At 72.1% G+C, this 22,967-nt stretch carries 18 protein-coding genes; 8 read left to right on the top strand and 10 right to left on the bottom strand.

Annotated features, from left to right (window positions below):
- Positions 1-243: 243 nt before the first annotated feature.
- Complete coding sequence (locus OHS18_RS11975) at positions 244-1,098, bottom strand: NmrA family NAD(P)-binding protein (RefSeq protein WP_328617038.1); 855 nt, start codon at positions 1,096-1,098, stop codon at positions 244-246.
- A 160-nt stretch (positions 1,099-1,258) separates the two neighbouring features.
- A complete protein-coding gene (locus tag OHS18_RS11980; RefSeq protein WP_328617039.1) occupies positions 1,259-2,593 on the bottom strand; it encodes an MFS transporter in 1,335 nt (444 codons plus the stop codon).
- Between the two features lie 1,196 nt (positions 2,594-3,789).
- Here OHS18_RS11980 and OHS18_RS11985 point away from each other — a divergent pair.
- Positions 3,790-6,000: an eCIS core domain-containing protein gene (locus OHS18_RS11985; RefSeq protein WP_328617040.1), complete on the top strand. Its 2,211-nt coding sequence runs from the start codon at positions 3,790-3,792 to the stop codon at positions 5,998-6,000.
- On the opposite strand, the gene OHS18_RS11990 is transcribed toward OHS18_RS11985, so the two are convergent.
- The gene (locus OHS18_RS11990) at positions 6,001-6,438 is read right to left on the bottom strand and encodes a hypothetical protein (RefSeq protein WP_328617041.1); all 438 of its coding nucleotides are present in this window, start codon (positions 6,436-6,438) and stop codon (positions 6,001-6,003) included.
- A gap of 193 nt (positions 6,439-6,631) precedes the next feature.
- A complete protein-coding gene (locus OHS18_RS11995; RefSeq protein WP_328453014.1) occupies positions 6,632-7,309 on the bottom strand; it encodes an AfsR/SARP family transcriptional regulator in 678 nt (225 codons plus the stop codon).
- 253 nt (positions 7,310-7,562) lie between these two features.
- Between OHS18_RS11995 and OHS18_RS12000 the strand changes: the two genes are divergently transcribed.
- The 7 genes from OHS18_RS12000 to OHS18_RS12030 are packed head-to-tail and all read left to right on the top strand — an operon-like array spanning position 7,563 to position 13,934.
- Positions 7,563-9,098, top strand: coding sequence for a phage tail sheath family protein (locus tag OHS18_RS12000; protein WP_328617042.1), 1,536 nt, complete (start codon positions 7,563-7,565; stop codon positions 9,096-9,098).
- 20 nt (positions 9,099-9,118) lie between these two features.
- Positions 9,119-9,637 (top strand): phage tail protein, encoded by a 519-nt coding sequence (locus tag OHS18_RS12005; RefSeq protein WP_328453010.1) that lies wholly within the window; start codon positions 9,119-9,121, stop codon positions 9,635-9,637.
- Positions 9,638-9,639: 2 nt separating this feature from the next.
- On the top strand, positions 9,640-10,305 hold the full coding sequence (locus OHS18_RS12010) for a hypothetical protein (RefSeq protein ID WP_328617043.1): 666 nt from the start codon (positions 9,640-9,642) through the stop codon (positions 10,303-10,305).
- Positions 10,302-11,153: a hypothetical protein gene (locus tag OHS18_RS12015; protein ID WP_328617044.1), complete on the top strand. Its 852-nt coding sequence runs from the start codon at positions 10,302-10,304 to the stop codon at positions 11,151-11,153. The genes OHS18_RS12010 and OHS18_RS12015 overlap by 4 nt, the downstream gene beginning before the upstream one ends.
- On the top strand, positions 11,150-11,809 hold the full coding sequence (locus OHS18_RS12020; RefSeq protein WP_328453004.1) for a DUF4255 domain-containing protein: 660 nt from the start codon (positions 11,150-11,152) through the stop codon (positions 11,807-11,809). Before OHS18_RS12015 ends, OHS18_RS12020 begins: the two co-directional genes overlap by 4 nt.
- Positions 11,806-13,677, top strand: coding sequence for an ATP-binding protein (locus OHS18_RS12025; RefSeq protein WP_328617045.1), 1,872 nt, complete (start codon positions 11,806-11,808; stop codon positions 13,675-13,677). Before OHS18_RS12020 ends, OHS18_RS12025 begins: the two co-directional genes overlap by 4 nt.
- Entirely contained in the window at positions 13,665-13,934 is a 270-nt protein-coding gene (locus OHS18_RS12030; RefSeq protein WP_328618745.1) for a hypothetical protein, read from the top strand. The genes OHS18_RS12025 and OHS18_RS12030 overlap by 13 nt, the downstream gene beginning before the upstream one ends.
- 58 nt (positions 13,935-13,992) lie before the next feature.
- On the opposite strand, the gene OHS18_RS12035 is transcribed toward OHS18_RS12030, so the two are convergent.
- Genes OHS18_RS12035 through OHS18_RS12060 form a run of 6 tightly spaced genes read right to left on the bottom strand, consistent with a single transcriptional unit; the run spans position 13,993 to position 22,967 of the window.
- Positions 13,993-14,640 (bottom strand): hypothetical protein, encoded by a 648-nt coding sequence (locus OHS18_RS12035; RefSeq protein WP_328452999.1) that lies wholly within the window; start codon positions 14,638-14,640, stop codon positions 13,993-13,995.
- Positions 14,641-14,678: 38 nt separating this feature from the next.
- On the bottom strand, positions 14,679-16,586 hold the full coding sequence (locus OHS18_RS12040; protein ID WP_328617046.1) for a DUF6519 domain-containing protein: 1,908 nt from the start codon (positions 16,584-16,586) through the stop codon (positions 14,679-14,681).
- A gap of 39 nt (positions 16,587-16,625) precedes the next feature.
- A complete protein-coding gene (locus tag OHS18_RS12045; RefSeq protein WP_328617047.1) occupies positions 16,626-18,485 on the bottom strand; it encodes a hypothetical protein in 1,860 nt (619 codons plus the stop codon).
- Complete coding sequence (locus OHS18_RS12050; protein ID WP_328617048.1) at positions 18,482-20,749, bottom strand: hypothetical protein; 2,268 nt, start codon at positions 20,747-20,749, stop codon at positions 18,482-18,484. The genes OHS18_RS12045 and OHS18_RS12050 overlap by 4 nt, the downstream gene beginning before the upstream one ends.
- A complete protein-coding gene (locus OHS18_RS12055; protein ID WP_328617049.1) occupies positions 20,746-22,608 on the bottom strand; it encodes a baseplate J/gp47 family protein in 1,863 nt (620 codons plus the stop codon). Before OHS18_RS12055 ends, OHS18_RS12050 begins: the two co-directional genes overlap by 4 nt.
- The gene (locus OHS18_RS12060) at positions 22,608-22,967 is read right to left on the bottom strand and encodes a GPW/gp25 family protein (protein WP_328617050.1); all 360 of its coding nucleotides are present in this window, start codon (positions 22,965-22,967) and stop codon (positions 22,608-22,610) included. Before OHS18_RS12060 ends, OHS18_RS12055 begins: the two co-directional genes overlap by 1 nt.

The raw sequence follows: 22,967 nt of genomic DNA on the forward strand, positions 1-22,967 counted from the left end.
CGGACTCGACAGCCTGGTCCTACGACGGTCGGCAGCCAGCCCGCACAGCCGCACAGCTTCGCCGGGTCCGACTCCACCGCGACCGCCGAAGCCGACCGGCACATCGCCGAGAGGAAGAAGCAGGCAGCGCCCGAGGGACGGTGCCCGAGCGGCAACCCGGCCGTGGACCGCCGCCACGCGACCCGCCGGCCCGGCACGCCACGCGGGATGGCCCCGGCAAGAGCCGGAACCACCCCGCCGGACTCAGGCGAACAGGTCCCGGTTGGCCTCGGCGAACTCCCGGAAGCTCGTCGGCGGGCGACCGGTGATCTCCGCCACCGTGGTGGTCACCGTTTCGGCTCCCTCGTCGAGGTAGAAGTTGCACACCCCCACCAGCGCCTCGGCCTCGAACACCGGCACGCCGAACTGCGGCAACACGGAGAGCGCCTGCTCGTTGGTCATTCCCTGGTAGGTGATCACCCGGCCGAGCACATCCGAAAGCACCGACGCGGTCTGATCGTAGGTCAGCGCCTCCGGCCCGGTGAGCGCGTAGGCCTTGCCCGCGTGACCATCCTCCGTCAAGGCCCGGAGCGCGACGGCGGCGACATCGGCGACGTCGACGAAAGCGATCGGACCGCGGATGAGCGGGCTGCTGAAAATATTCGCCGAACGGATGCTGTCCGCCCAGTTGCGGGAAAAAGTCTGCATGTAGAAATTCGCCCGCAGGAATGTCCAGTCCACCGCGGACTCCTCGAGCAGGCGCTCGACCGGCCGGTGCAACCGGGCAATGGGCGTGAGTTCTTCGTCCGCCCGCCAGAGCGACTGCTTGACGATGTGCTCGACACCGGCCGAAATAGCCGCTTCGACGACGTTCGACTCGTTCCGGACCTGCTCCGGACTCATCGCCCCGAGCAGGAAAACCCTTGACACACCGTCCAATGCCGCTCGCACGGTCGACGGCGCCGCCATCTCGACGGCGACCGCGTCGATTCCCTCCTTGGCAGCCTTGCGGGCATCCTCGGCGGAATGATAAGCGGCACGGAACGGAATTCCGGACGCCTGCAACTGCGCGACGAGCGCACCGCCGACATTACCCCCAGCACCTGTGACCAGGATCACTGCACAGCCTTTCCGGTAGATTTTCCCACCGGCCAAGAGTAGCGCACTACCACAAATTCGACCTGCCGGAACCACAGACTCGAAACACCGGGCAATTGAGCCGTGGCGCCGGCCCGGCTTGCACGCGGCGGACGGTCTTCGGTGACGCCGTGCGCTCGATTCAGCTCTGCGACGTCAGCACGGTCTCCGGGGCCGCGGCGACCGGAGCCACCAGGTCCCGGCCGCGAGTCTCTTTCGCCGACCACACGGCGACCGCGCTGGCCAGGCACGCCGCGGCCATGTACGCCGCGACCAACACCGGGTTTCCGCCGCCCAGGGACAGCAGGCTGACGCCGATCAGCGGAGCCAGGCCACCGCCGAGCACGGCTGCGAACTGGTAGCCGACGGACACGCCGGTGTAGCGGACGCCGGTGTCGAACGACTCGGCCAGCAACGCGGCCGACGGGGCCAGCAGCGCGCCCATGGGCGGGGCCGCGAGAAGGCCGAGCGCGATCCACAGCAACACCGGGTCGCCCGTGCCGATCATCGCGAACACCGGGTAGGCCACCGCGGCGAGCAGCAGCGCGGCACCGATGAGCGTGTGGCGCCGGCCGATCCGGTCCGACAGCGCCGTGGCGACCAGCATCGCGATACCGGCGCCGACGCCGTTGAAAACCTGGCCGAGGAGGATGTCGCTGCGGCCGATACCGACACCGGTCGCGTAGCTCACCATGAAGGCGCTCGTCAGCGCCTGGGTCACGGTGGCGCCGAAGATGAAGAAGGACGCACGCAGCAGCTGACCCGGCCGCCGCACCAGCTCGATCAGCGGCGCTCGCTGCCGGTCGTCGGCGGCACGGCTGCGCAGGAACACTTCGCTTTCGACGACCTTCAACCGGACGAACAGTCCCAGGACCAGGAGCGCGGCGCTGAACAAGAACGGGATGCGCCACCCCCAGGTCAGGAATCCGTCCTCGGGCATCAGGGAGACCAGGGCGAGGACCGCGGTGGACAGGACGGACCCCAGCGGCCCGCCGAGCTGCACGACGCCGACGAGCAGGCCGCGCCGGGCCGGTGGCGCGTGCTCCGCGGCGAGCAATGTGGACCCGCCCCACTCGCCACCGACGGCGATTCCCTGGCACAGGCGCAGGAACACGAGCAAGACCGGCGCCCAGTTCCCGGCCGTTCCGTAGGTGGGCAGCACGCCGATCAACGTGCTCGCCACGCCCATCACGATCATCGACGTCAGCAGCATGGGCTTGCGGCCGTACCGGTCGCCGAGGTGTCCGAAGACCAGGCCACCGACGGGACGGGCCAGGTAACCGACCGCGAACGTCGTGAACGAGGCGAACGTCGCCACCGCCGGAGACAGGTTGGTGAAGAAGAGCCGGTTGAAGACGAGGGCGGAAACCGTGCCGTACAGGAGGAAGTCGTAGTACTCGATGGTGTTGCCGAGCAGGCCCGAGAAGATGACCCGCCGCAGCGGGCTCCCGTCCGGCGCTCGTGTTGCCTCGGTCACGGTGGTGTCCTTCCGTCGGAGGTGGGACGAGGTGGGCCAGCTGCCGGCAGGTGATCAGCGGAGGCACTGCCGCGGGAGCACACGACCGCGCGATCCGCCGAGTGCGCAGCGGGCGGCACCGGAGTCGACCGGACCGCTCGCGTGGCGGCGCCGTCGCGTGCGATCAACGCGCACCGAACTACCACCGCACGTGCCGAATCGCCGCACGGCATCAGTGATATCTCGACCGGCGATGCCCCCTATCACCTTTCCTCCCCCGGAGCATTCTGTTCGATGCGCACATTACACGACACAATCCTGAGCGATGTCAACGCTCACATAACAGATAGCCAGATATCCATAATGGGCAATCCATTCAGTAAGATCGCCCAACCGGAGGCACGCGTGCACACTTGCGGCCGAACAACGCAGCGGCTGATTCCCGTGCGCAGCCAACGATCCCGGGTCGACCGCAGGCCTTTTCAGCTTCGTCCATCGAGCCGGGACGATCGGTGACCTGAGTCTCCCAGCTGAAAGAATTAGCCATGATTCAAGTCCACCACAACCGCGCATCGGTGTACCCCGTGCACTCAGGCTAACCTGCCCGAGACTTTCCGCAGGACCATTTGTCGGTAGTGGTCGCAGCGAACTGCACCTCATCGTGGTCAGCGGCAAGAGAATCCCGGTGGGGATTCACCGCGCAGCCGATGCGCGGTGGTCATCCCGACGAACGTTGCGCGCTCGCGCCCAGCAAGAACCCGCACAGCCGGCATCGACTCCGGTCCACGACGACCGTTAGCGCGTATCGGATCGCCGCGGTGCGTACGCGGGAATCCCTTCGGCCGGCCCGGTTGTTCGGCGATCCCGCACGCACGGGACGTCGCCGACCAACGTGGCTGCCCGACTGGCCGGAACACCGATCCGTGGGGTAATACGTTGTCCGCGACTGAGCTGATCCATAACCCCGCGCTGAAGTTCGCCACTGCCGGCCGGGCTGTGACAGGTCGCCGGCACGATCCCCTTGTCGGAGTCGTCCACAGTCACAGCCTGCAGCCTCCCCCGGACGGAGACTCAACTCGAAATCCGCGAACGGCGGCGTCGACGCAGTCACGACGAGCGTCGGCTGGTGGGGCGCGCGGTGACTTCGCAGTGACGAGGCTGCTTTACCGTCGCGGTGTCGGTGATGGCCGGTTGTCGTACGGGTGGGAAGGGCGCTCATGCCGGATGTCGAAGGCGAGCCGGGTGGTCACGTCCGGGAGAAGTCCGTCCCCGGCGGGGCCTCCGGTCACGATCACCGGGAACCGGAGGCCTTCGCGGAGGCCAGTGCGCCGGTCGGTTCCCTGACCCGGTACTCCATCGGCGGGCTTCCCCTCTCCGCCGGAGGTGGGACGCCGCGGCGCGGGCCGGTCGGTGTCCTTCCCGCGCAGCCCGCGAGTGTCCAGCCCGGCGAACTCGTGCGGGACGTGGTGCGCGGCGCGGGGGTGCCGCTCGCGCCGGAGGTGCGCGACGAGATGTCGGACCGGTTCGGAGCGGACTTCTCCGCGGTCCGGCTGCACACCGACGCCGCCGCACGCCGGTCCGCCACCGCGCTCGGGGCCCGGGCCTACACCGCCGGCGACCACATCGTCGCGGGTGCGGGGACGCTCGACCGGCACACGCTCGCGCACGAGCTGGTCCACGTCGTGCAGCAGCGGCTGCTCCCGGCCGCCGGCACCACCCGCGGACTGCGGATCGGCGACCCAGCCGGCGGGTCCGAACGAGCGGCCGAGGCGGGGGCACGGGAGGCGCTGTCCGGCGACGGCGCACCGCTCGCCGGCCACGTCGACGCGCCGGCCGGCGGGGAGGGCCTGCTGGTTCAGCGACAGATCGACGCAGCCGCCCTTCCCGCGACGGTCCTGGCGCCCGACGCCGATCTCCATCAGCTGCGTAGCTACCTCGACAGCGTGGTGGACACCCGGAACGGCCTGACGTTCAGAAAAGTAGTCGCGGACACCATCGCCGCGTTTCCGGAGGAGGCCGAGGCAGCCTCTTTGTCCTGGCACTGGAACTCGCTGCGATATGTCCTTGATCCCACACGGGCGAATATGATTCCCAGCCGTTTTATCCGCGCCGACCTCGTCGAGCTCGCGGAAGGTGTCAACAGCGTTCACGGCACCGTCCGTGACGACGTACTGAGGCGAGCCCGGGCGATGCACGCCGACGCAACGAAATTTCTGAAGGACATACCGCTGACCGCACCGTCCCTGCGCGAGAAAGCCGCCAGAGTCGGAAAATGGCTTCAGTCCGGTGACCATGAACTGCCCGCGCACGACCTCGCCACCGTTAGGACGTTTCTGGACGACCTGGGCCCGGAGATCAACGCGCACTACAAACGCGGCCGCTTGGTGGAGAAGAACACGAGAATGGGGTTCGAGATCGAGACGGGGAACCACCTCCTGGTCCAGCCCGCTTACGTCACCATGGCCGAGAGCCTGATCAACGTCACGCTGGCGTCCACCGACCGGGTCGAGTTCCTCATCGACGACATCAAGCCGGAAGGACCCAGAGCACTCGTGCAGGTCGAGTTCCGGACCCGGCCGTTCACAAGGAAGCTGCTCAAGGACGCCAAAGAGCTGAAAACGCAGATCGACGCCGACCTCAAGAACTTTCCGATCCGCAATTTTGGCAAGAACGTCGCACAGTTGCCCATCGCACCCGCGAAGGGTGAATGGACGGGCACGCCCGAGCTAGACAGGCTCGCGCCAGGACTGACGCCGCTCACGAAGAGCGTGGCGCCGAAGATGATGCAGCACGTGACCCACTCCATTCCGTTGGCCCGGTTCGTGCGACTGCATCCCGAGCAGAAAAAACGCCTGATCCCGGGCTCGGAAAAGGCGGGAACGGTGGAGCAGCTACTCGAGTTCTTCCTGACGAAGAAGATCCTCCCCCAGACGCAAGGCGGCGAGATCGTGGTCAGCACCAGGGGACGAAATGAATTCGCTCCCAACGTCAAGTCGGCGCTGGACACGATCAGCGGCTTCCTGCCACCGGATCGCTTCGACAAGCTCGTCCGGACCGGAGCGTTCGCCAAGCTGCCGGGACGGGTTCGGATCGAAGCGCCCGGGGGGCAAGAACCGACCGGATCCATCGGTCGGTTGACCCGCCACGAGGAAATTCCGCCGTTCCCCACGATGAACGTCGAACAAGGAAAAGATCGCGCCCATCTGGCCGCGGAGGAGAAGCTCGCGCCGGTCCTGTTCGACCCGCGGCTGAAGGACCTCCGCGTGCTCGTCGAGCACCGGGGCGACGCGCTCGTGCGCGCCGTGAACGAGGCCATGCTGGGGAATCCGGTGGAGCTCGACAAGTACTTGGCGGTGTTCAAGGACCTGGACGACTCGAAGCTCCTCGGACTCAAGGACGAGGAGACGTTCGGTCACTGGTTCACCTGATCACGGTGTCAGGTAGCGCACCTCGATGTCGCGGCTGCCCGCGAGCCGTTCGGTCAAGTCGGCCTTGTCCAGCCAGCCGTAGGTGATTCCGTTCGCGTTCACACCCCGCACGAACGTTCCGCCGACGGCCACCGTCGCGTGGAAGTACCCCGGTTCGTAGTCGCCGATCCGTTTGAAGCCGACCGCGCTCCCCGTCGGGATCGCTTCCCCGCTCCACTTCGTTCCGCTGTCGAAGTCGAAGTACTTCAGCCAGTCCTGACCGCCGGTCCCCTCCAGCGTCTTCCGGTCGATCCGGCCGTCCAGCGCGAGGATGAACGCGACGATGTCGTAACAAACCCCGGTGGCGTAGTCCTCGACCCGTTCGGAGCCGTTCATCAGGTACCCCAGCATCCGCAGCCGGTCGTCTCGCGCCGCCTCCAACGCGGCTGCGCCGAACACCGTGATCTTGGGCTGGTTCCCATGGATCGGAACCGCTCTCAACTTGTAGCTGCCCGGTTTGCCCATCCACGTATCGGCCCTGGACCCCGACGTGGGCGGAGTCTGTGCGGGCCTGGAACCGGACTGGTCGCGCCGCTGGTCCGGAGCTCGGTCGGTCATGACTGGGATCCTTTCGGTACGAACGGGTTCGCGCTCAGGCCGTCGGGGCGAACACCAGCTGGGACAGCGCCCGTGACGGACGCGCCCCGATCTCGGTCAGCAGCTCGTGGTGGAACCGCCGGTATTCGCGCAACGCCTCCACGTGATTGCCCTCCGCGAGGTGCACATCGATCACGGCCCGGCGAGCGCTTTCCCGCAACGGGTCGGTCCGCACCGCGTGCAGGGCGATGTCCAGGGCGATCCCGTAGTCGCCGCGCGCCCGCAGCACCGCCGCGATCGCCTCCATCATGTGCAGCTGCAGCTGTTTGAAGCGATCACGCTCGAACCGCACCCAGTCGTCGTCCCAGCCGGGCAGCAGTTCTCCCGAGCCCAGGTCGAGCGTCGCCGTGCTCGGTTCCGCACCGCCGCTCAGCTGGGTTCGCGCCTCCGCCGCGAACCGCCGGACGTCGGATTCGACGAATTCCGCCACCGCCAGCAGCCCCTGGCGGTTGGCGACCAGTCCCGGCACCAGGTTGTTCACCCGCCAGATCGTCGTGCGCAACCGCGCCTGGGCGCGGTTCTCCGGGCCGTCACCCCACAACGCGGACGCGATCCGGCTCCGCAGGGAGGGTCCGCCGACGGCGAGGAACGCGACCAGCCGCTGCGCGCCGACCGCGAGCTTGACGACCGTGCCGTCGATCTGGAGCTGGAACCCACCGAACAGGGTGAGCATGCCGTGACCGGCCGTTTTCTGGGTGGCAGTGAACGTTTTGGGTGACAACTGGTCCCCCCGTCTTCTGCTGGGCCAGCGACTTGCTGGGGAACCGACAGTATCGGCGCGGCGCAACGGGGATCTCGGCGGGGAGACGGCGAACGATGAGATGCGGCGGTGATTCCACGGAGACATCGGCTCGCTAACGTGCCGTCCCGAACTGTGGCTCGAGAACCCCACCCTCGGCACGCGGACCCGAACCGAAAGAGGCGTCATGGTCGTCGTGAACACCTCCTACCCCGGTGTGTACGTGGCCGAGGTGCCGTCCGGTACCCGCTCGATCACCGGCGTCGCGACCTCGGTGACCGCGTTCGTGGGTCCCACGACCCGGGGTCCGGTGCACCAGGCCGTGACAGTCGACAGCTACGCGGGCTACGAGCGCACGTTCGGCGGGCTCGGGACCCCGGTCGGCTTCGCCGTGCGCGACTACTTCGCCAACGGTGGCGGGCAGGCCGTCGTCGTCCGGGTGGTCTCCGCCACCGCGGAAACGGCCGAGTTCCACCAGGCCGGCCTGCCGACGGGCCAGACCGGCCTGGTGCTGCGGGCGGCCGACCCGGGCCCGTGGGCCGACCGGCTGCGGATCGACGTCGACCACGACGTCGTCGATCCGACGTCCACGACGCTGTTCAACCTCACCGTCACCGATCCCGCGACGTCCAAGCAGGAGGCGTACCGCAACCTCACCACGACCGCGGGCCCCCGGTTCGTGGTCGACGTCCTCGCCGCGGGGTCCGCGCTCGTCCGGGTCGTGCCACCGGCGGGCGACACCGCGATCCCGCGGCCACTCGTCACCGGACCGGACACGGCGTTCGCCGTCGCGACGCCCACGTCGGTCGGCGCAGCGCTCGGCAAGGACGACTACGACGGCGAAGGGTTCGCCGACCGGCACCACGGGATCCGGGCGTTGGACCTCGCCGACCCGTTCACCCTGCTGTGCGTTCCGCCGACCGACCCCGCCAAAGCCGTGGACGCCAAGGTGATGGGCGCCGCCGCGCAGCTGTGCGTGCGCCGGCGCGCCGTGCTGATCGTCGACCTCCCCGGCGGCGTGGCGCCCGCGGGCGTGCCGAACGCGCTGGCGGCGGCGGGTGTGACCGGCGAAGCGGCCCGCAACGCCGCCGTCTTCTACCCCAAGCTGCTTCAGCGCGATCCCACCGCCGACGGGCGGTCCGGCGAGTTCGCCTCCTGCGGCGCCGTGGCCGGCGTGATCGCGCGCACCGACGCGACCCGCGGGGTGTGGAAGGCACCCGCGGGGGTCGACGCCGCGCTCGCGGGCGGTACCAGCCTCGCCGTCACCCTGACCGACGAGGAAAACGGGCGGCTCAACGCACTCGGTGTGAACTGCCTGCGCGCGTTCCCCGGGACCGGGCCGGTGGTGTGGGGAGCGCGGACCATGCGCGGCTCCGACCAGCTGGGCGACGAGTACAAGTACCTGCCGGTGCGCAGGCTGGCCCTGTACCTCGAGTCGTCGCTGTTCCGTGGCACCCAGTGGGCGGTGTTCGAGCCGAACGACGAGCCGCTCTGGTCGCAGCTGCGGCTCGCGATCGGGTCGTTCATGCAGGGCCTGTTCCGGCAGGGCGCGTTCCAGGGCACCACCCCGGCCGAGGCGTTCTTCGTCCGGTGCGACAAGGACACGACGACACCGGACGACGTCGCGGCGGGCCGGGTCAACGTGCTCGTCGGGTTCGCCCCGGTGCGCCCGGCGGAGTTCGTGGTCCTGCAGATCCAGCAGACGACCGCGACGCAGGCCTGATCAGGGAGGACACCGGCACGATGGCCGAGTACACCGTCAACGCCCACCGGCGGGACCCGTACAAGAACTTCAAGTTCCGCGTCCGCCTGGACGGCAGGTACGTCGCGGGCGTCAGCAAGGTCGGCGCGTTGAGCCGGACGACCGAGGTCGTTTCCCACCGGGACGGCGGCGACCCGAGCAGCAGCCGCAAGTCCCCCGGCCGCACCGAGTACACCGCGATCACCCTCGAACGCGGGGTCACGCACGACACCGCGTTCGAGCAGTGGGCCAATCAGGCGCACAAGTACGGCAACGGGCTGGGCTCGGAGCTCTCGCTGAGCGACTTCCGCAAGGACCTGGTGCTGGAGGTCTACAACGAGGCGGGGCAGCTGGCCATCGCCTACAAGGTCTACCGCTGCTGGGTTTCGGAGTACCAGGCGCTTCCCGAGCTCGACGCCAACGCGAACGCCGTCGCGATCCAGCACATCAAGCTGGAGAACGAGGGCTGGGAACGTGACCTCGCGGTCGTCGAGCCCACCGAACCCGGCTACCCGGGCTGATCTTGCTCGCCGCGGACGTGCTGGTGGCGTGGGAACAGGGCAGTGGGCGGGATTCTCTCGACCGGGCGGTGACGATGTTCGCCGCGTTCGACGGCGTCGACGTCGACGAGGCGGCGCGAACCGATGTCGCCCGGCGGGACGCCGTGCTTCTCGCGGCGTTGCGGACGCTGTCGGGGCGGTCGGTCGTCGTGGGGGAATTCGCGTGCACCGGTTGCGGGGACGCCCTCGACGTCGCGGTCGACCTGGCCGCACTGCCCGATCCCCCGCCGGCGAAGCAGCTCGAACTGGACGGCGTGCCCTTCGCGCTGCCCACCAGCGAAGACCTGCGGCAGATCCGCGGGATGTCCCCGGCACAGGCGCGTGCACACCTGCTGACGCGGTGTGCCCGGGGTCCCGGCACCCCGGACGGCGACCGGTGGGCGGAAGTCATGGAGGCCGCGGCACCGGCGAGCGCCGTCACCATCGCGGCCACGTGTCCCGAGTGCGCGAGCGTGACCAGGGCGGACCTCGACGTCGCGGTCCTGCTGTGGGCCGAGGTCGAACGGCACGCTCTCGATCTGCTGGCGGAGGTACACCTGCTGGCCTCGGCCTACGGGTGGACCGAGCGCGACATCCTGGCGCTCGGGCCGCGGCGGCGCGCCACCTATCTGAGGATGGCGGCCGGATGACCGACTTCCTGGACCACCTCGTCGACCGGACGCTGGGGCTGTCACAACCGTTGCGCCGGAACGCTCCCGTGGTCGTGCCCGCGGCGGAGCCCGACCCGCTGGTCGAAGCGGAACGGCCGAGCACCTCCCGGCCGGCGGAGAGCGGCGGCACACCCCCGGCCGCGACGGTGATCCGCGAGCAGGCGGTCCCGCGGCCGGCGACGGCCGGCCAGGCCGTCGAACGGGAACCAGCCGGAACAGAGCCCGGCTCGCCGGCCCTTCCGGTCGCCGGAGCCGAGTCCGAGCCGGTTCCGCCGGCTGGGTCCGCGGTACCGGACCGCCGGGCGGGACGCGACGCCGCCTGGCCGCTCCCCGGGCGAGTCGCCGAACCGGCGCGGCAGTCGACCCTCAGGCCACCGCGCACCGCGACGGCCACCCACGCCGAGCCCGAGCGACCGGCGTCACGACCGCCGGGCGCCGGCGACGACCAGCGCGGGACACCCGGCCCGGTCCCCGCCGATGTCGTCGCCGGCGTCTCCGGTGTGGCGGCCGAGCCCGCTCCCGCCGGCGCTCCCGTAGCACCCGAGGTCCAGGAGACCACCGTGACCGAGCAGTCTCCCGTGACCGACGCGCCCGTTCCGCCGGCGAGCGCGGTCGCACCGGTGGCCACGAGGGAGTTCGCGGCGCCCGCGCGGACCCGCCTTCCCGCGCCGGCGCCGGTCGCGCCGAACGTCACCGTCACCATCGGCACCGTCGTGGTCCGGCCCGCCGCCACGACGACCGCGGCACCCGCTCCCGCCCGTGCGCGACGGGCACCCACCCGGTCGATGTCGCTCGAGGACTACCTGTCCGGCCGCGAGGGGAAATGAGTCACCTGGCGGTGGCCATGGTCACCGCGACCCTCAGGCGGATCCTCGGCGACGTCCTGGCCGGCGCGAGCCCCGGTGACGTGCGCAGCGCCCAGGTCACCACCATCCGACCGTCGGCACTGGCCACTGTGGACACTCAGGTCAGCGGTGTGAACGTCTTCCTCTACCGCGCGGCACCCCGCGGCGCACCGGGGCTGGACGCGTTGCCCACCAGGCGGTCCGGCTCCGGCACGGTGGCCCCGGCCGTCCAGTGCCTCGATCTGGACTACCTGCTCACCTTCTACGGCGACGAGTCGACTTTGGAGCCACAGCGGCTCCTCGGCATGACGGTCGCGACGCTGGCGCGCCACCCGGTGCTGGACCGCGCCCTGGTCGCCGACGTCGCGGCCCGGGCGGTCCAGATCGACCCGGACGCGTGGGAACAGCACCTCGACCCGGCCACCGCGCCGGACGTCGTGCGGCTGAGCATGCTCCCGCTCGACCAGGAGTCGGCGACGAAGCTCTGGTCGGCGCTGTTCCACTCCGCCTACCGGCTGTCGGTCGCCTACCAGGCGACCGCCGTTTACGTCGCGGACGAGGTCCCGGCCGCCGTCCCGGCCGAGAAGCCGAAGAAGGTCCGCGTCAAAGCCACTCTGTTGACGCCGGACGCGGAGTGACCCGGTCGCCCGAGTGGTCGGCGGCGAACCACGGCCACCTCGCGGCGGCACTGGACGAGCTGGCCGGGCGCCTCGACCCCGACAGTGCGGAGCCGGTGCCCCGGACCGCGTGGACCCTCCCCGAGCCGCCCGCGCTCGACGCGCTGCGCGACGGTTTCGGCCTGTCCGGCTTCGAACGCGACGTGCTGTTGCTGTGCGCGGGGGTGGAGCTCGACACGGGCTTCGCGCACTCCTGCGCGAAGGCCCACGGTGAACCCGGCCGCACGTGGGCGAGCTTCGGCCTCGCACTGTCCACTCTGGACAGCCCGCACTGGGACGCCATTTCCCCGGCCGGTCCTCTGCGAGCGTGCCGCCTGGTGACGCTGACCCACCCGGAGTCACCGACCGCCGGCACCCTGCGGATCGAGGAACGGGTGTTGCACGCCCTGACCGGCCTCGACTACCTGGACCCGGCGATCGCGGCCCTCTCGGCACCCCCTCCCCCGGCGGCGACCGGGCACCCCGCCGCCGCCACGCTGGCACGGCAGTGGGCCGACCCGTCGACCCCCCACGTCGTGGTGCTCGGGCGCCACCGGGCCGATCTGCTGGCCATCGCCGCGACGGCGAGCGCCCGGGCCGGACTGCGACCGGTCGTCCTCGACGGCGCGGACCTGCCGCGGGACGTGCGGCCGCGCAACGAACTGGCGGCGTTGTGCGAACGTGAGAGCACACTGACCCCGACCGCGTGGGTCCTCGACCTCGTGGAGGCGGACGAACCCGCGCACCTCGCCGCGGTCCGGTTCGCCGGCCGGCTGAGCGCCCCGGTGGCGATCATCGCGCCCCGGCCGCCTCCGGGCCCGGCTCTGCCCCGGATCAGCGTGCCGGCCGCTTCGGTGGCCGAACGCGTCCTGCTGTGGCGTGACGTGGCGGACCGGGTCCCGGTACCGGAGGTGACCCGGCTGGCGGCGCAGTTCGACCTGGACGCGGACACCGTGCGCGCCGTGGTGTCCGAGGCGAGGGCGGCCGGGCAGGTCACGGTCGACGACCTGTGGCGCGGGTGCCAAAGCCACGCCCGGCCCGGCATCGATGCCGTCGCGCAACGTGTGGAGAGCCGCGCGGGCTGGGCCGACATCGTACTGCCGGCCCACCAGTCCACGCGGCTGCACCGGCTGGTCGCGCACGTCCGCCACCGGCACCTCGTCCTGGACGGGTGGGGCTTCGCGGGCGCCCGCGGCCTCGGCACCGCCGCGCTCTTCGCCGGGCCCAGCGGCACCGGGAAGACCCTCGCGGCCGAGGTGGTGGCCGGCGAGCTGCACCTGGATCTCTACCGCGTGGACCTGAGCCGGGTGATCAGCAAGTACGTCGGCGAGACGGAGAAGAACCTCAGCAGGGTGTTCGACGCCGCGGACGCCGGCGGCGCGGTCCTGCTCTTCGACGAGGCGGATGCGCTGTTCGGCAAGCGCGGCGAGGTCACCGACAGCCGCGACCGGTACGCCAACATCGAGGTCGGCTACCTGTTGCAGCGCATCGAAAGCTACCGCGGGCTGGCGATCCTGACCACGAACCTGAAGGACAGCCTCGACCCGGCGTTCCAGCGGCGGCTCCGGTTCGTGGTCGACTTCCCGTTCCCCGACGCGCGCTCGCGGGCGGCCATCTGGCGCACGGCGTTCCCGGCCGCGGCCCCCACCCGCGACCTCGACCACGACCTGCTGGCCCAGCTGACGATCACCGGCGCGGCCATCCGCGACACGGCCCTGTCCGCCGCCTACCTCGCCGCCGACGCGGGAGAAGCCGTGACCATGGCCCACGTCCTGGAAGCCGCCCGGGCCGAATACGCCAAACTCGACCGCCGGCTGACCGGCACGGAGGTCAGCGGATGGCCGACCTGACCGGCCGCGCGGAAACCGTGCACATCGAAACCCTCGTCGTCGAGCTGCCCGCCGCCGAGATCACCGCCCTGCTGGCCGGCTCGACGGCGGGACTGCGGGCCGCCGTCGAAACGGCCGTCCTCGCCGACGAGACCGTACGCCGGCGAGTCGAGGCGGCCCCTAAGAACATGTCTCAGCAGGGCTTGTGGTCGTCCGGCATGATCGGTCCCGGGCCGTCCGCGACGGAGCCTCGGTCAGAGCAAAAAAGGGATCCATGACCGGCCCGAACCCCGTCCTCACCCTCTCGGCAGCCCTCACCTGCTTCGAGAAACTCACCTACTGAGGCGTGGGGTCACCCAGGCGGATGATCCAAAGGGACGGGCCGTACACCGTGACCAGCTTCTGGCCGGTCCTCGCGCGGTAGCGCAGCTGGAACACCGGTGCGCCGGGCTCGACCCGGCACAGTGCCATGGCCACGATCTGGCCGGCGTGGCGCAGCGAGTCCGTGCTGGGTCCCGAGTAGCCCATGCCCCAGGCCACGTCGGACGCGCCGGTGACGCTCTCCGTGCCCTGCCACTGCGAGTCCTTGAAGATGCCGACTTCCAGCGGATGCGTCCCGTCCTCGGCCTTCCCCGAGCCGTGCCCGATCAGCAGGAACGTCGTCGTGCGGGACACCCCGACCTGCTTGGTGACCAGCGTCTGCCAGGTGGACTGGTTCGTCGAGTGCTCCCACGTGCTGCCGACCGGCCGGACGAACTCGGCCCCGAGGCCGGAGCTGCGCACCGCGTCGGCCCGGAACACCGTCGCCTCGAGCAGACCGGTGACCCGGCCGCCCTCGGCGAGACCCAGCTTCCCGGCCTGCAACTGGTCGGCCCGCGCCCGCAACGCCGTGTTCTCGGCCTGCAGATCCTTCACCACGGCGACGAGCTCGTTCCAGTCCTCCGCGCGGATCAGCTCGCCGGCACGTTTGTCATCCAACGACATCAGGGTTTCTCCTCAGAACACGATCGGCCGAAGACGGGTCAGCCGAAGACGTTGGCGTCGAACTTGGCGCTGTCGAACTTGCCCGGCTCCGGCTCGATGTCGAGCCAGAACCAGGTGCTGAAGTCCGCGCCGCGCACGTCGTCGACGGTGGGCAGGAGCTGCTCGACCGTGCCGTCCTCGCGGGCACGGTGGATCGCCAGGCCGTTGAGCATCCGGGTGGGGTGGTCACTGTCCACGACCGACCTCCCGTCGATCCGCAGCGTGCACAGCAGCCGTTCGACGCCCCGTTCGTGCAGCACGCTGACCAGGTTGGCCAGGCTGTCGGACACCACGTCGCCGGGAATCCACACCAGCGACGCCCGGTCGGCCTCGACGATCGCGTCCAGCAGGAGCGGCCGGGTACCGAGCACCCGCCGGGCATCGCCGTCGGAGATGCCCTCGGCCTCGGAGTAGGGCAGGTCGATCGTCACGGTCAGAGGCGGCCGGCCGGGACCACCGAGCGGCACCGGGGCGCCGTCGAACTCGACGGTCAGGCCGGTCAGCAACTCCGCCGGCGTGACCCGCTGGTCGTTCTCCACCTTGCTCCCGGTCCGGCGCAACGCCACCCGTTCCACGTGTAGGCCCGGGGCGGCCTGACTCGCGGGATCGGCTCTGGCCTGGGCCAGCGGCGCGAAGGTGGCGCGGCAGTCGGCCATCCGCGTCCACTTCTTCTCGCGCAGGTCGAGCAGCGCGATCGCGGCGTACTGGTGGATGATGCCGTCCGGCGGGAGGAACACCGGCTCGTCCTCGGCCGCCGGCCATTGGACGCCGGCGCCCGCCGGTGAGCCGGCCGTCAGCGCCGTGCGGGCCGGGATGAGCCAGTGGTCCCCGCAGGTCGCCAGCCCACCGGAGAACTGGACGGAGAGCCCGTGCTCGAGCTCGAGCCACCCGTCCGCGACCGGCACCGCGCCGTCGCTGTCCCACCGGCGCAGGATCACGGGATCCACCAGGTCGAGCGGCCGGGGGGCCGGTCCGTCCCAGCCGCCGACGGTCAGGTCGACGTCCGCCGAACCCGACACCCGGCCGAGGAACCCCGGTTCGCCGCGCCGGCTCCTGTCCCGGTCCACCAGCTCGACCCAGCAGCCGGCCGGGAACCCCGACACCGCGTCCCGCGGCGGCGCGTCGATCCGCACCCGGAGGTCGCCGCCCCCGGTGTCCGAAGCGAGTTCGGCGACCCGTGCGGTGACGGACCCGTTGTCCCGGGACCACACGAACGTGGGCCGGTCGCCGCCGTCGCGGATCTCCACGCGGTAGAGCTGGTTGCGCAGCCCCCGGTAGGCGGCCGACGACGGCACCAGCCCGGCGGGCGCATCCGGGTCGGCGACGGCTTTGGCCCGCAGGCCACGCGGGGTTCCGGTGTACGCCGGGGTCCACGGCGGGGCGACGTCCCCGGCCACGGTGTGGTGGTCGGGCAGCCACTGGACCCGCACCTGCCACACGGTGCGCGCACGGGTCGCCGTGTCGGCTCCGCCGAGCGCGACCTCCAGCAGCCGCGGGTCCTCCAGCGCGGTGACGTGCTCCGCCCACACGTCGAGGTAGACCACGTACCGGCCGTCCTCGAGGGGTTCGGCCACGCCGGGCAGGTCGGGCTGCTCCGAGAGCGGCAGGGGCAGGTCGTTCTCGCACAGGACGCCCTGCACGTAGTACCGGCCCTGCGAGACGGTCAGGCGGTCCCACGAGCACTCGCGCGGCTCCTCGCCGTCGGCGTCGGTGATCCGGAAACCGGCCGTGTCGACCGGAGCGCCGTGGGGGCCGATCGCGTCCCGCGCGGTCAGCTCGTCGTGGTAGCGCTGGATCTCGTGCTGCTCGTTCCAGTCGGCGTCGAGCGCCACCCTGCCCTGCTGCAGCAGCACCCCGCGGTACCGGTCGGCCCTGCGGAACGTCCGGCGGGTGAAATCGCCCTTCATGTCCTGCCTTTCCCCATGTCTGTGCGGTCGTGAGCCGGTTCAGGTGGCGAAGCACGTGCCGGCGACCAGACCCGGCCGCAGGTGCCCGTCGAGCTGGAACGCCAGCTCGGCGAGCCGCCGGCCCTGGCCGAGGTGGTGGTGCGCGCCCATCTCCCCTTGGTCACCGGCACCCGTCGTGATCTCCGGCGGGCACCCCGGGGACAGCCGGCAGAACGCGGGATGCGCCGGGTCGACCGAGTCGAACACCGGTTGCCCGACACCGGAGCCGAGGTGGCTGTGCCGGGCCTGGCTGCCGTCGGTGGCGGTCACCGCGCCGGTCAGGATCGAGTCGGTGGCGGACACCGTCCGCGCCGCCACGTCACCGAGCACCGTGCACGCGACCAGCTCGAGGTCGTCCGCCACCACGGCCTTCCCCCGCGCGTACACGACGCTGTCCTGGGCCACGACCCGCCGGCCGGGCAGCTCGACGCTCTCGACGACCGAGCGCAGCAGCCGGCAGGTGTGCGCCGCCGGTGACGTCACCGTCTCCGCCCCCAGGCCACCCAGCACCGTGCAGCCGGACACCACCAGCGTGTCGGGGAGGCCGTCGTCCGCCCGCACCCCGCGCTCGATCGAGAGGCCGTCGAGGACCAGCCCGGTCGGCACCGGCGCGCGACCCGGCCGGGTCCGGACGCGGACGCCGCCGGCGAAGTGCGGCCGGACGCCCACCGGGACCAGTACGCCGGCCGCGGTCGTCGCCGCGGCGACGACGAGCAGCCGCTCGCCGGGACGCAGCCGCAGGTCCAGGTCCTCGGAGTAGGTGGCGCTGTCGGCGACGACGATCACCCCGAAGCGGCCGGCGGGGTCGGCGGGCAACGAGCTCCACGCCGCCGCCGCGTCGGCGACGCTGGTGAACGAGCCGGACCGCTGCCGCACCACCGCCCGCCAGTCCGCGGCGGACGGGCTCGGGAAGTCCGCGGCGGCGAGGGCACCCGCGAGGGCCGGGCCGCGGTAGTACGAGTGCGCGCCGAGGTCGCCGGGCGCACCCGCGTGGTAGGCGACCTCGACGAGCGGCGCCCCGGCACGACGGCCGACCGTGAGGCGGCCCAGCTCCGGGTCCACGGCCACCTGCCCGTCCGCGGGCTGGTCCCACGCGCTCAGGTCGGCGGCGCACAATGGCACCGAGGTGCCGTCCACGACGACCGCCACCGCCGGTCCGGCGGCACCGCCGGCGAGCGCCGAATGCAGGTCCAGCCGGGTGAGCGGCCGCGCCTCCGGGGTGAACAGCGGCGTGTCCCGGCCCGCCGGGTCGAACGTCCACCGGCCGCGTCCGCCGTCCACCGCGCGGGCGTGCACACCGCGGTACGGGTAGCTGTCCAGCCGCCACAGGTACACCCCGATGTTCGCGACGTTGTGGCGGGCCACCCCGCCGGTCATGTCGCGAACGTCGGCGCCGCGCGCCACCTCGTCTTGCGCGGTGCCCAGGCGGGCCAGGCCGGCCGTGTCCCGCAGGTCCGGGAGCGCGAGGCGGCCGGGCCGGACGTTGTCGACGTGCTGGGTGACGCGCAGGCGGGCGAAGTACTCCACCACGGCCGCCGGCCGGCCGGTGACGTCGGCGGCCATCCCGCGCAGACCTTCGGCCGTGCCCTTGATCCGGCCGGTGTGGACGCTGTGCGCGACCAGCGCCCGCGACGGCGCACCGGTGAGGGTCCGGCCGCCGGCGAGGTCCAGCAGCAGCGGGAGCACCTCGGCCCGGCACGTCTCGACGAACCAGTCGTCGTAGAGGCGGTCGACGTCGTGACGGACCCGCCGGTACTCGTCCTCCAGGGGCGCGAGCAGCGACCGCAGCGGGTGGCCCAGGTCCGCGTCGCGGGTCCGGACGTACTGCGGGAGCAGGTCGTACATCGGGTTGCCGGTCATCCGGGCACCTCCCGCACCACGATCTCGTGGACCACGAGCAGCTGCGCCGCGACCACACCGGACAAGCCGAGCCGGGCGGGCAGCGCGTCGAGCACCTGGGCCACGGCCACCGCGGCGCCGTGCCGGTGCAGCGCGGTGGGCCGGACCGCCGCGACGCCCGGCACCCGCTGCGCGACGGCCACGATCTGCGAGAGCGCGACCGGCTCGGCGATCGCGCGGCCATCCGCACCGAACGTGTCCCGCACCGCCGACGAAACCGCCGTCGTGACCCGGGTGTCACCGGGCTTCTCGAGCACGATTTCGAGCGACACCTCGAACTCCACCTCCTGGCACTGCTGGACGTCCAGGTCGCCCTCCGGCGACCGGACGGCCCGCAGCGCGGCCCGCAGGTCGTCCACGACCCGGCCGGCACCACCGACCGGAACGACGTCGAGGTGCACGACCGGGCGGGTGCCCTTGCCGAACACGGTCAGCGCCGCCGTGCGCACGCCGGCGAACGCGAGCGCGAAGGCCAAGTGGTCGGCCGGCGACACGACCCGGTCCAGAACGCCTGCGGCGTAAGGGATCCGCGCGAGGTCCACGGGACGGCGGTCGGTGCCACCGGTGGCGGGCACCGGGTTGTCCACCCCGGTGACGCCGAGCGGGCTGATCGGCAGCAGGCGCAGCGTGCCGGCCCCGACGTTCGCGGCGCGCCCCGCCGCCGTCCGGTAGACCGCCACGACGTTCCCGGTTCCCGTGGTGAGGCGGGCGCCGTGCACGCCGTCCCCGAACCACACCACCGCGGTCCCGTCGGCTTCCACCCGCACGCGGAACACCCGGTCTGCGGGGCCGGCCGACAGCATCTCGGGTACCTGGGCCCAGGACACGTCGTCCACCCGCACGTCGAGTGTCGACCGGAAGCCGTCGCCGGTGGCGGCGGGCACGTGCCCGACCACCGCTCGCCGGACCGGGAACCGCTGGTGGGTGGCGGATCCGTCGCCGCTGCCGAGCACCTCGGCCACGGTCTCGCCGGCGGTCGCCGCGACCACGTTGCCCAGCACGGTCCCGGACGCCTGGACGATCCCGGACGCCAGGGGCGCGGTCAGCGCCAGCGTCGATCCCGTCGCGGCCGCGACGATCCCGTGCTGGGCTAGGAGTTCACCCCCGGTGTCGCGGCCGACGACGATCACCGGTGCCCCCGGGGTGAACGGCACCGGCTCCGCGAGATCCAGCACGGGCCCGGCGATCTCGGCGGTGTCCGGTTCGTCGGCGAGGGTGAGCTGTTCGCTCTGCGCCAGCGCGGTGGTCGTGCGGCGGGTGAAGCCGTCGAACGGGTCCGCCCCGCCCTCGATCACCGCCTGGGTGACCGGGCCGCTGACGGCGAAGCCCGCCGCGGCGCTCGTCCGGACGGCCAGCACTTTCCGCAGGACGTCCGTCTTGCCCGGCGCGCGCAGCAGCAGCCACGACCCGACGCCGATCGACGGGTGGTCGCCGGCCAGCTCCACGGCCGGCCCGTCGTCAGCCGGGTCGGTGGACGCCACGACGTCGAGACCCGGCCAGTCGGCGGCGTCGGCGCCCCCGTAGTCCGACTTGACGGCGGCCGGCATCGCCGTCCAGTCGGGTGCGTTGTGCCCGAAGAGTGCGGTGCGCACGCGGAAGACGTGCACCTCGACGCCGGCGTCCGCCGGCACCGTGACCGGCTCGACCCAGCCGAGAGTCGTCACCCCGGGCTCCGGCTGTCCGGTGTGGACACCGGAGAGCACCCGCGGGTACGCCGACGAGCCGACGCGGACGAGGACGAAGTCACCGGCGCGCAGCGTGGTTTCCCGGACCCGCAGGCCGGTCACCACCCCGCTCGGCCGCTGCGGCCGCCGTTGCCGCAACGGGACCGAGTTCCGCTCCGGCCGGGCCCGCAGCTCGGCGGCCGTCTCGAAGACCTGCGTCGTCCCGTCCGGCCCGGGAATGCTGTGCACGGCCGTGCCGGCCGCCACGACCACCTCGGGCACCTGTCCCGCGGTGAACGACAGCAGCACCGACGCGCCGATCGCGGGGACCGGTTCGGCCCCGACCGCGCGGCCCAGCTCCAGCGCCGACCGTTCCTCGACCGCGGTCGCGACGTACCCCTCCGCCGCGATCCGGTCGCGGTAGAAGTCGAGCATGTCGACCACGGTGGCCCAGGCGCCGACGAGGGCCACCGCCGGGTCGTCCGGGTTGTCCACCGCCAGCTCCGGCAAGCCGGTCCGCAGCGCGTCGAGGCACCGGCGGACGACGACGTCCCGCGTCACCGGGCCGACCCCAGCACGAAGTCGATCGCGCCGAGCCCGGGCCGGTCCGGATCGCTCACGCAGCTGACCACCTCGTACTCGCCGAGGACGATGGTGCCGGCGGCGAGTTCCCCTTCGGCCCGCCGGCCCCACCGGTGGAACCGGTTGCCGATGGCCGGATCGTCGCCGGTGTCGACCCACCGGACGCCGGGTACCGCCATCGCCGCGGCCACCACCCGGCTCAGGTGGACGGGGCCGGCGAAGGAGAAGGCGTCCGGGTGGAAGAACCCGGGACGGCCGTCCCGGGTCAGCCCGGCCGTGAACGCATCGCGCAGGCCGGCCAGCACCTCGGCGGGCGCGGCCGAGGGGCGCGGGTACACGGTCAGCCGGATGTCGAGCGGGACGGCGACCGCGGCCACCACCCGCACGTCCTCGCCCGCGACGGCGTGCCGTGCGATGAAGCCGGCGATCCGCGCCAGGTCGGGCACGACGCCCGCCGGCGGGTCGATCACCGTCGTCACCGTGTGCCAGGACCCCGTCCAGCGCCGGACCGACCACGCGCGCCCGACCGAGGGGTGGCGCATCGCGATCTCCGAGTGGTCGGCCTCGGTCACGGCTCTCGCGAGGACGTGCGAGCCGTGCGGCGCGAGCAGCCTGGCCTGCTCGGTCGGCTGGGCCGCCGCACCACCGACGGCCGGGACGCAGTTGCGCACCCGCACCCCCGCGACCGGCGTCACCAGCTCGGTGACGGCTCCCGTGCCCACGTTGCCGTCCGGGCCGCCGCCGATGCGGTAGGACGCCCGCAGCACCGTTCCCGGCACGGGTGCGCGGCCCTCCCGGCCGTCGCCGAACCGGAGCCGCGCGGTGCCGTCCTCGGCCTTCTCGACGACGTAGTCCGCTGCGGACCGGCCGCTGCCGACGAGGTCCGCACGCACCTGCCACGCGCTCACTTCGTCGTGCAGCGCCACCATCGCGGGCACGGCCAGCGTGGGGTCGATGACCAGGGCGTCCGTCGCCGGCCGCCCGACGGCGTCGGAGTGCTCGTAGGGCACCGCGTAGGCGAGTCCCGGCCGGGCGAGCCGGGGCCGGAACGGGCCGTCGGCAGGCACCGTCGCCGGGGCGACGGGTTCCCCGGCGACCAGCCGGCCGTGCTCGGCCAGCACCACGTTGCCGCGCACGACCGTGGTGGGTTCGAGCCCGCCGTCGGCGGTCGGGAGCCGCCAGAGCCGAAGCGGGGCGCGCGGGGCGTCCTGCGCGTGCCAGGTGACGGTGACCGAGTCGGGATCGTGGCGCACGACCGGGTCCTCGGTCAGCCGGACGACACAGCTGCGGGCGGCCCCCGCGTCCTCGAACACGAGCACATCTCCGGCGCGCAACGCGAGGTCGGCCGGTGCGCCGGCCAGCCGGGCGCTGGTGGCCCCCGCGGCCAGCTCGGCGCGCTCGGCGTCGCGGGTGTCCACCTCGATGGTGTTGCGGGACGGGCGGACCGTGACCGGGTGCACCGTGTGGAAGACGCTCTCCCCACCGGGCGTCGACACCTCGAGACCGGCGTCGAGGGTCGTCACGTCCTCGCCCGTCACGACGAGCCAGGTCCGCGCGGCGGCGCCCTCGTGCAGCGGGTAGTCGAGCAACCGGGCGTGCCGTCGCACCGACTCGCGGAACCGGGCCGTCCCCAGGTACGCCTCCGTCGCCGCCGAGTCCTGCGCGTAGGCGAGGTGGTCGCCGAGGTAGGCGAACAACTCCGTGAGGACGACGCTCAGGTCCGCCGGGCTGTCGTCCCGCCGGTCGGGCAGAGCGGCCGCCAGCTGGTCGAGCAGCAGGCGCCGCAGCCCGGTGTAGTCGCGGGCGAAGTAGTCGACTGGTACCGGAACACCGGTCATCACACGACATCCCGGGTCAGCAGGACCGTTCTGGCCTCGGCGCCGGCCCGCGTCCGGTACCGGACGCGGATGCTCAACGTCGAGTCCGCCACCTCGGTATCGACCGCCTCGACCTCGATCCGGTCGGCGAGCCACTGCTGCAGCGCGCCCCGCAGCAGCACCCGCAACGCGTCGGCCAGTTCGCCGCCCGCGGGTTCGAACACGAGCTGGCGGACCCCGCTGCCGAACGCCGGGCGGTTCACCCGCTCTCCCGGCGCCGTGAACAGGACCTGTTCCACCAGGCCGCGGACGTACTCGTCGTCGTCGGCCCGCGCGGTCCGGCCGCGGCCGTCGACGCGGAAGGGAAACCCGATGTGCAC

Origin of the sequence: Amycolatopsis sp. NBC_00355, from assembly GCF_036104975.1 — a bacterium.
Classification (GTDB): Bacteria; Actinomycetota; Actinomycetes; order Mycobacteriales; family Pseudonocardiaceae; genus Amycolatopsis.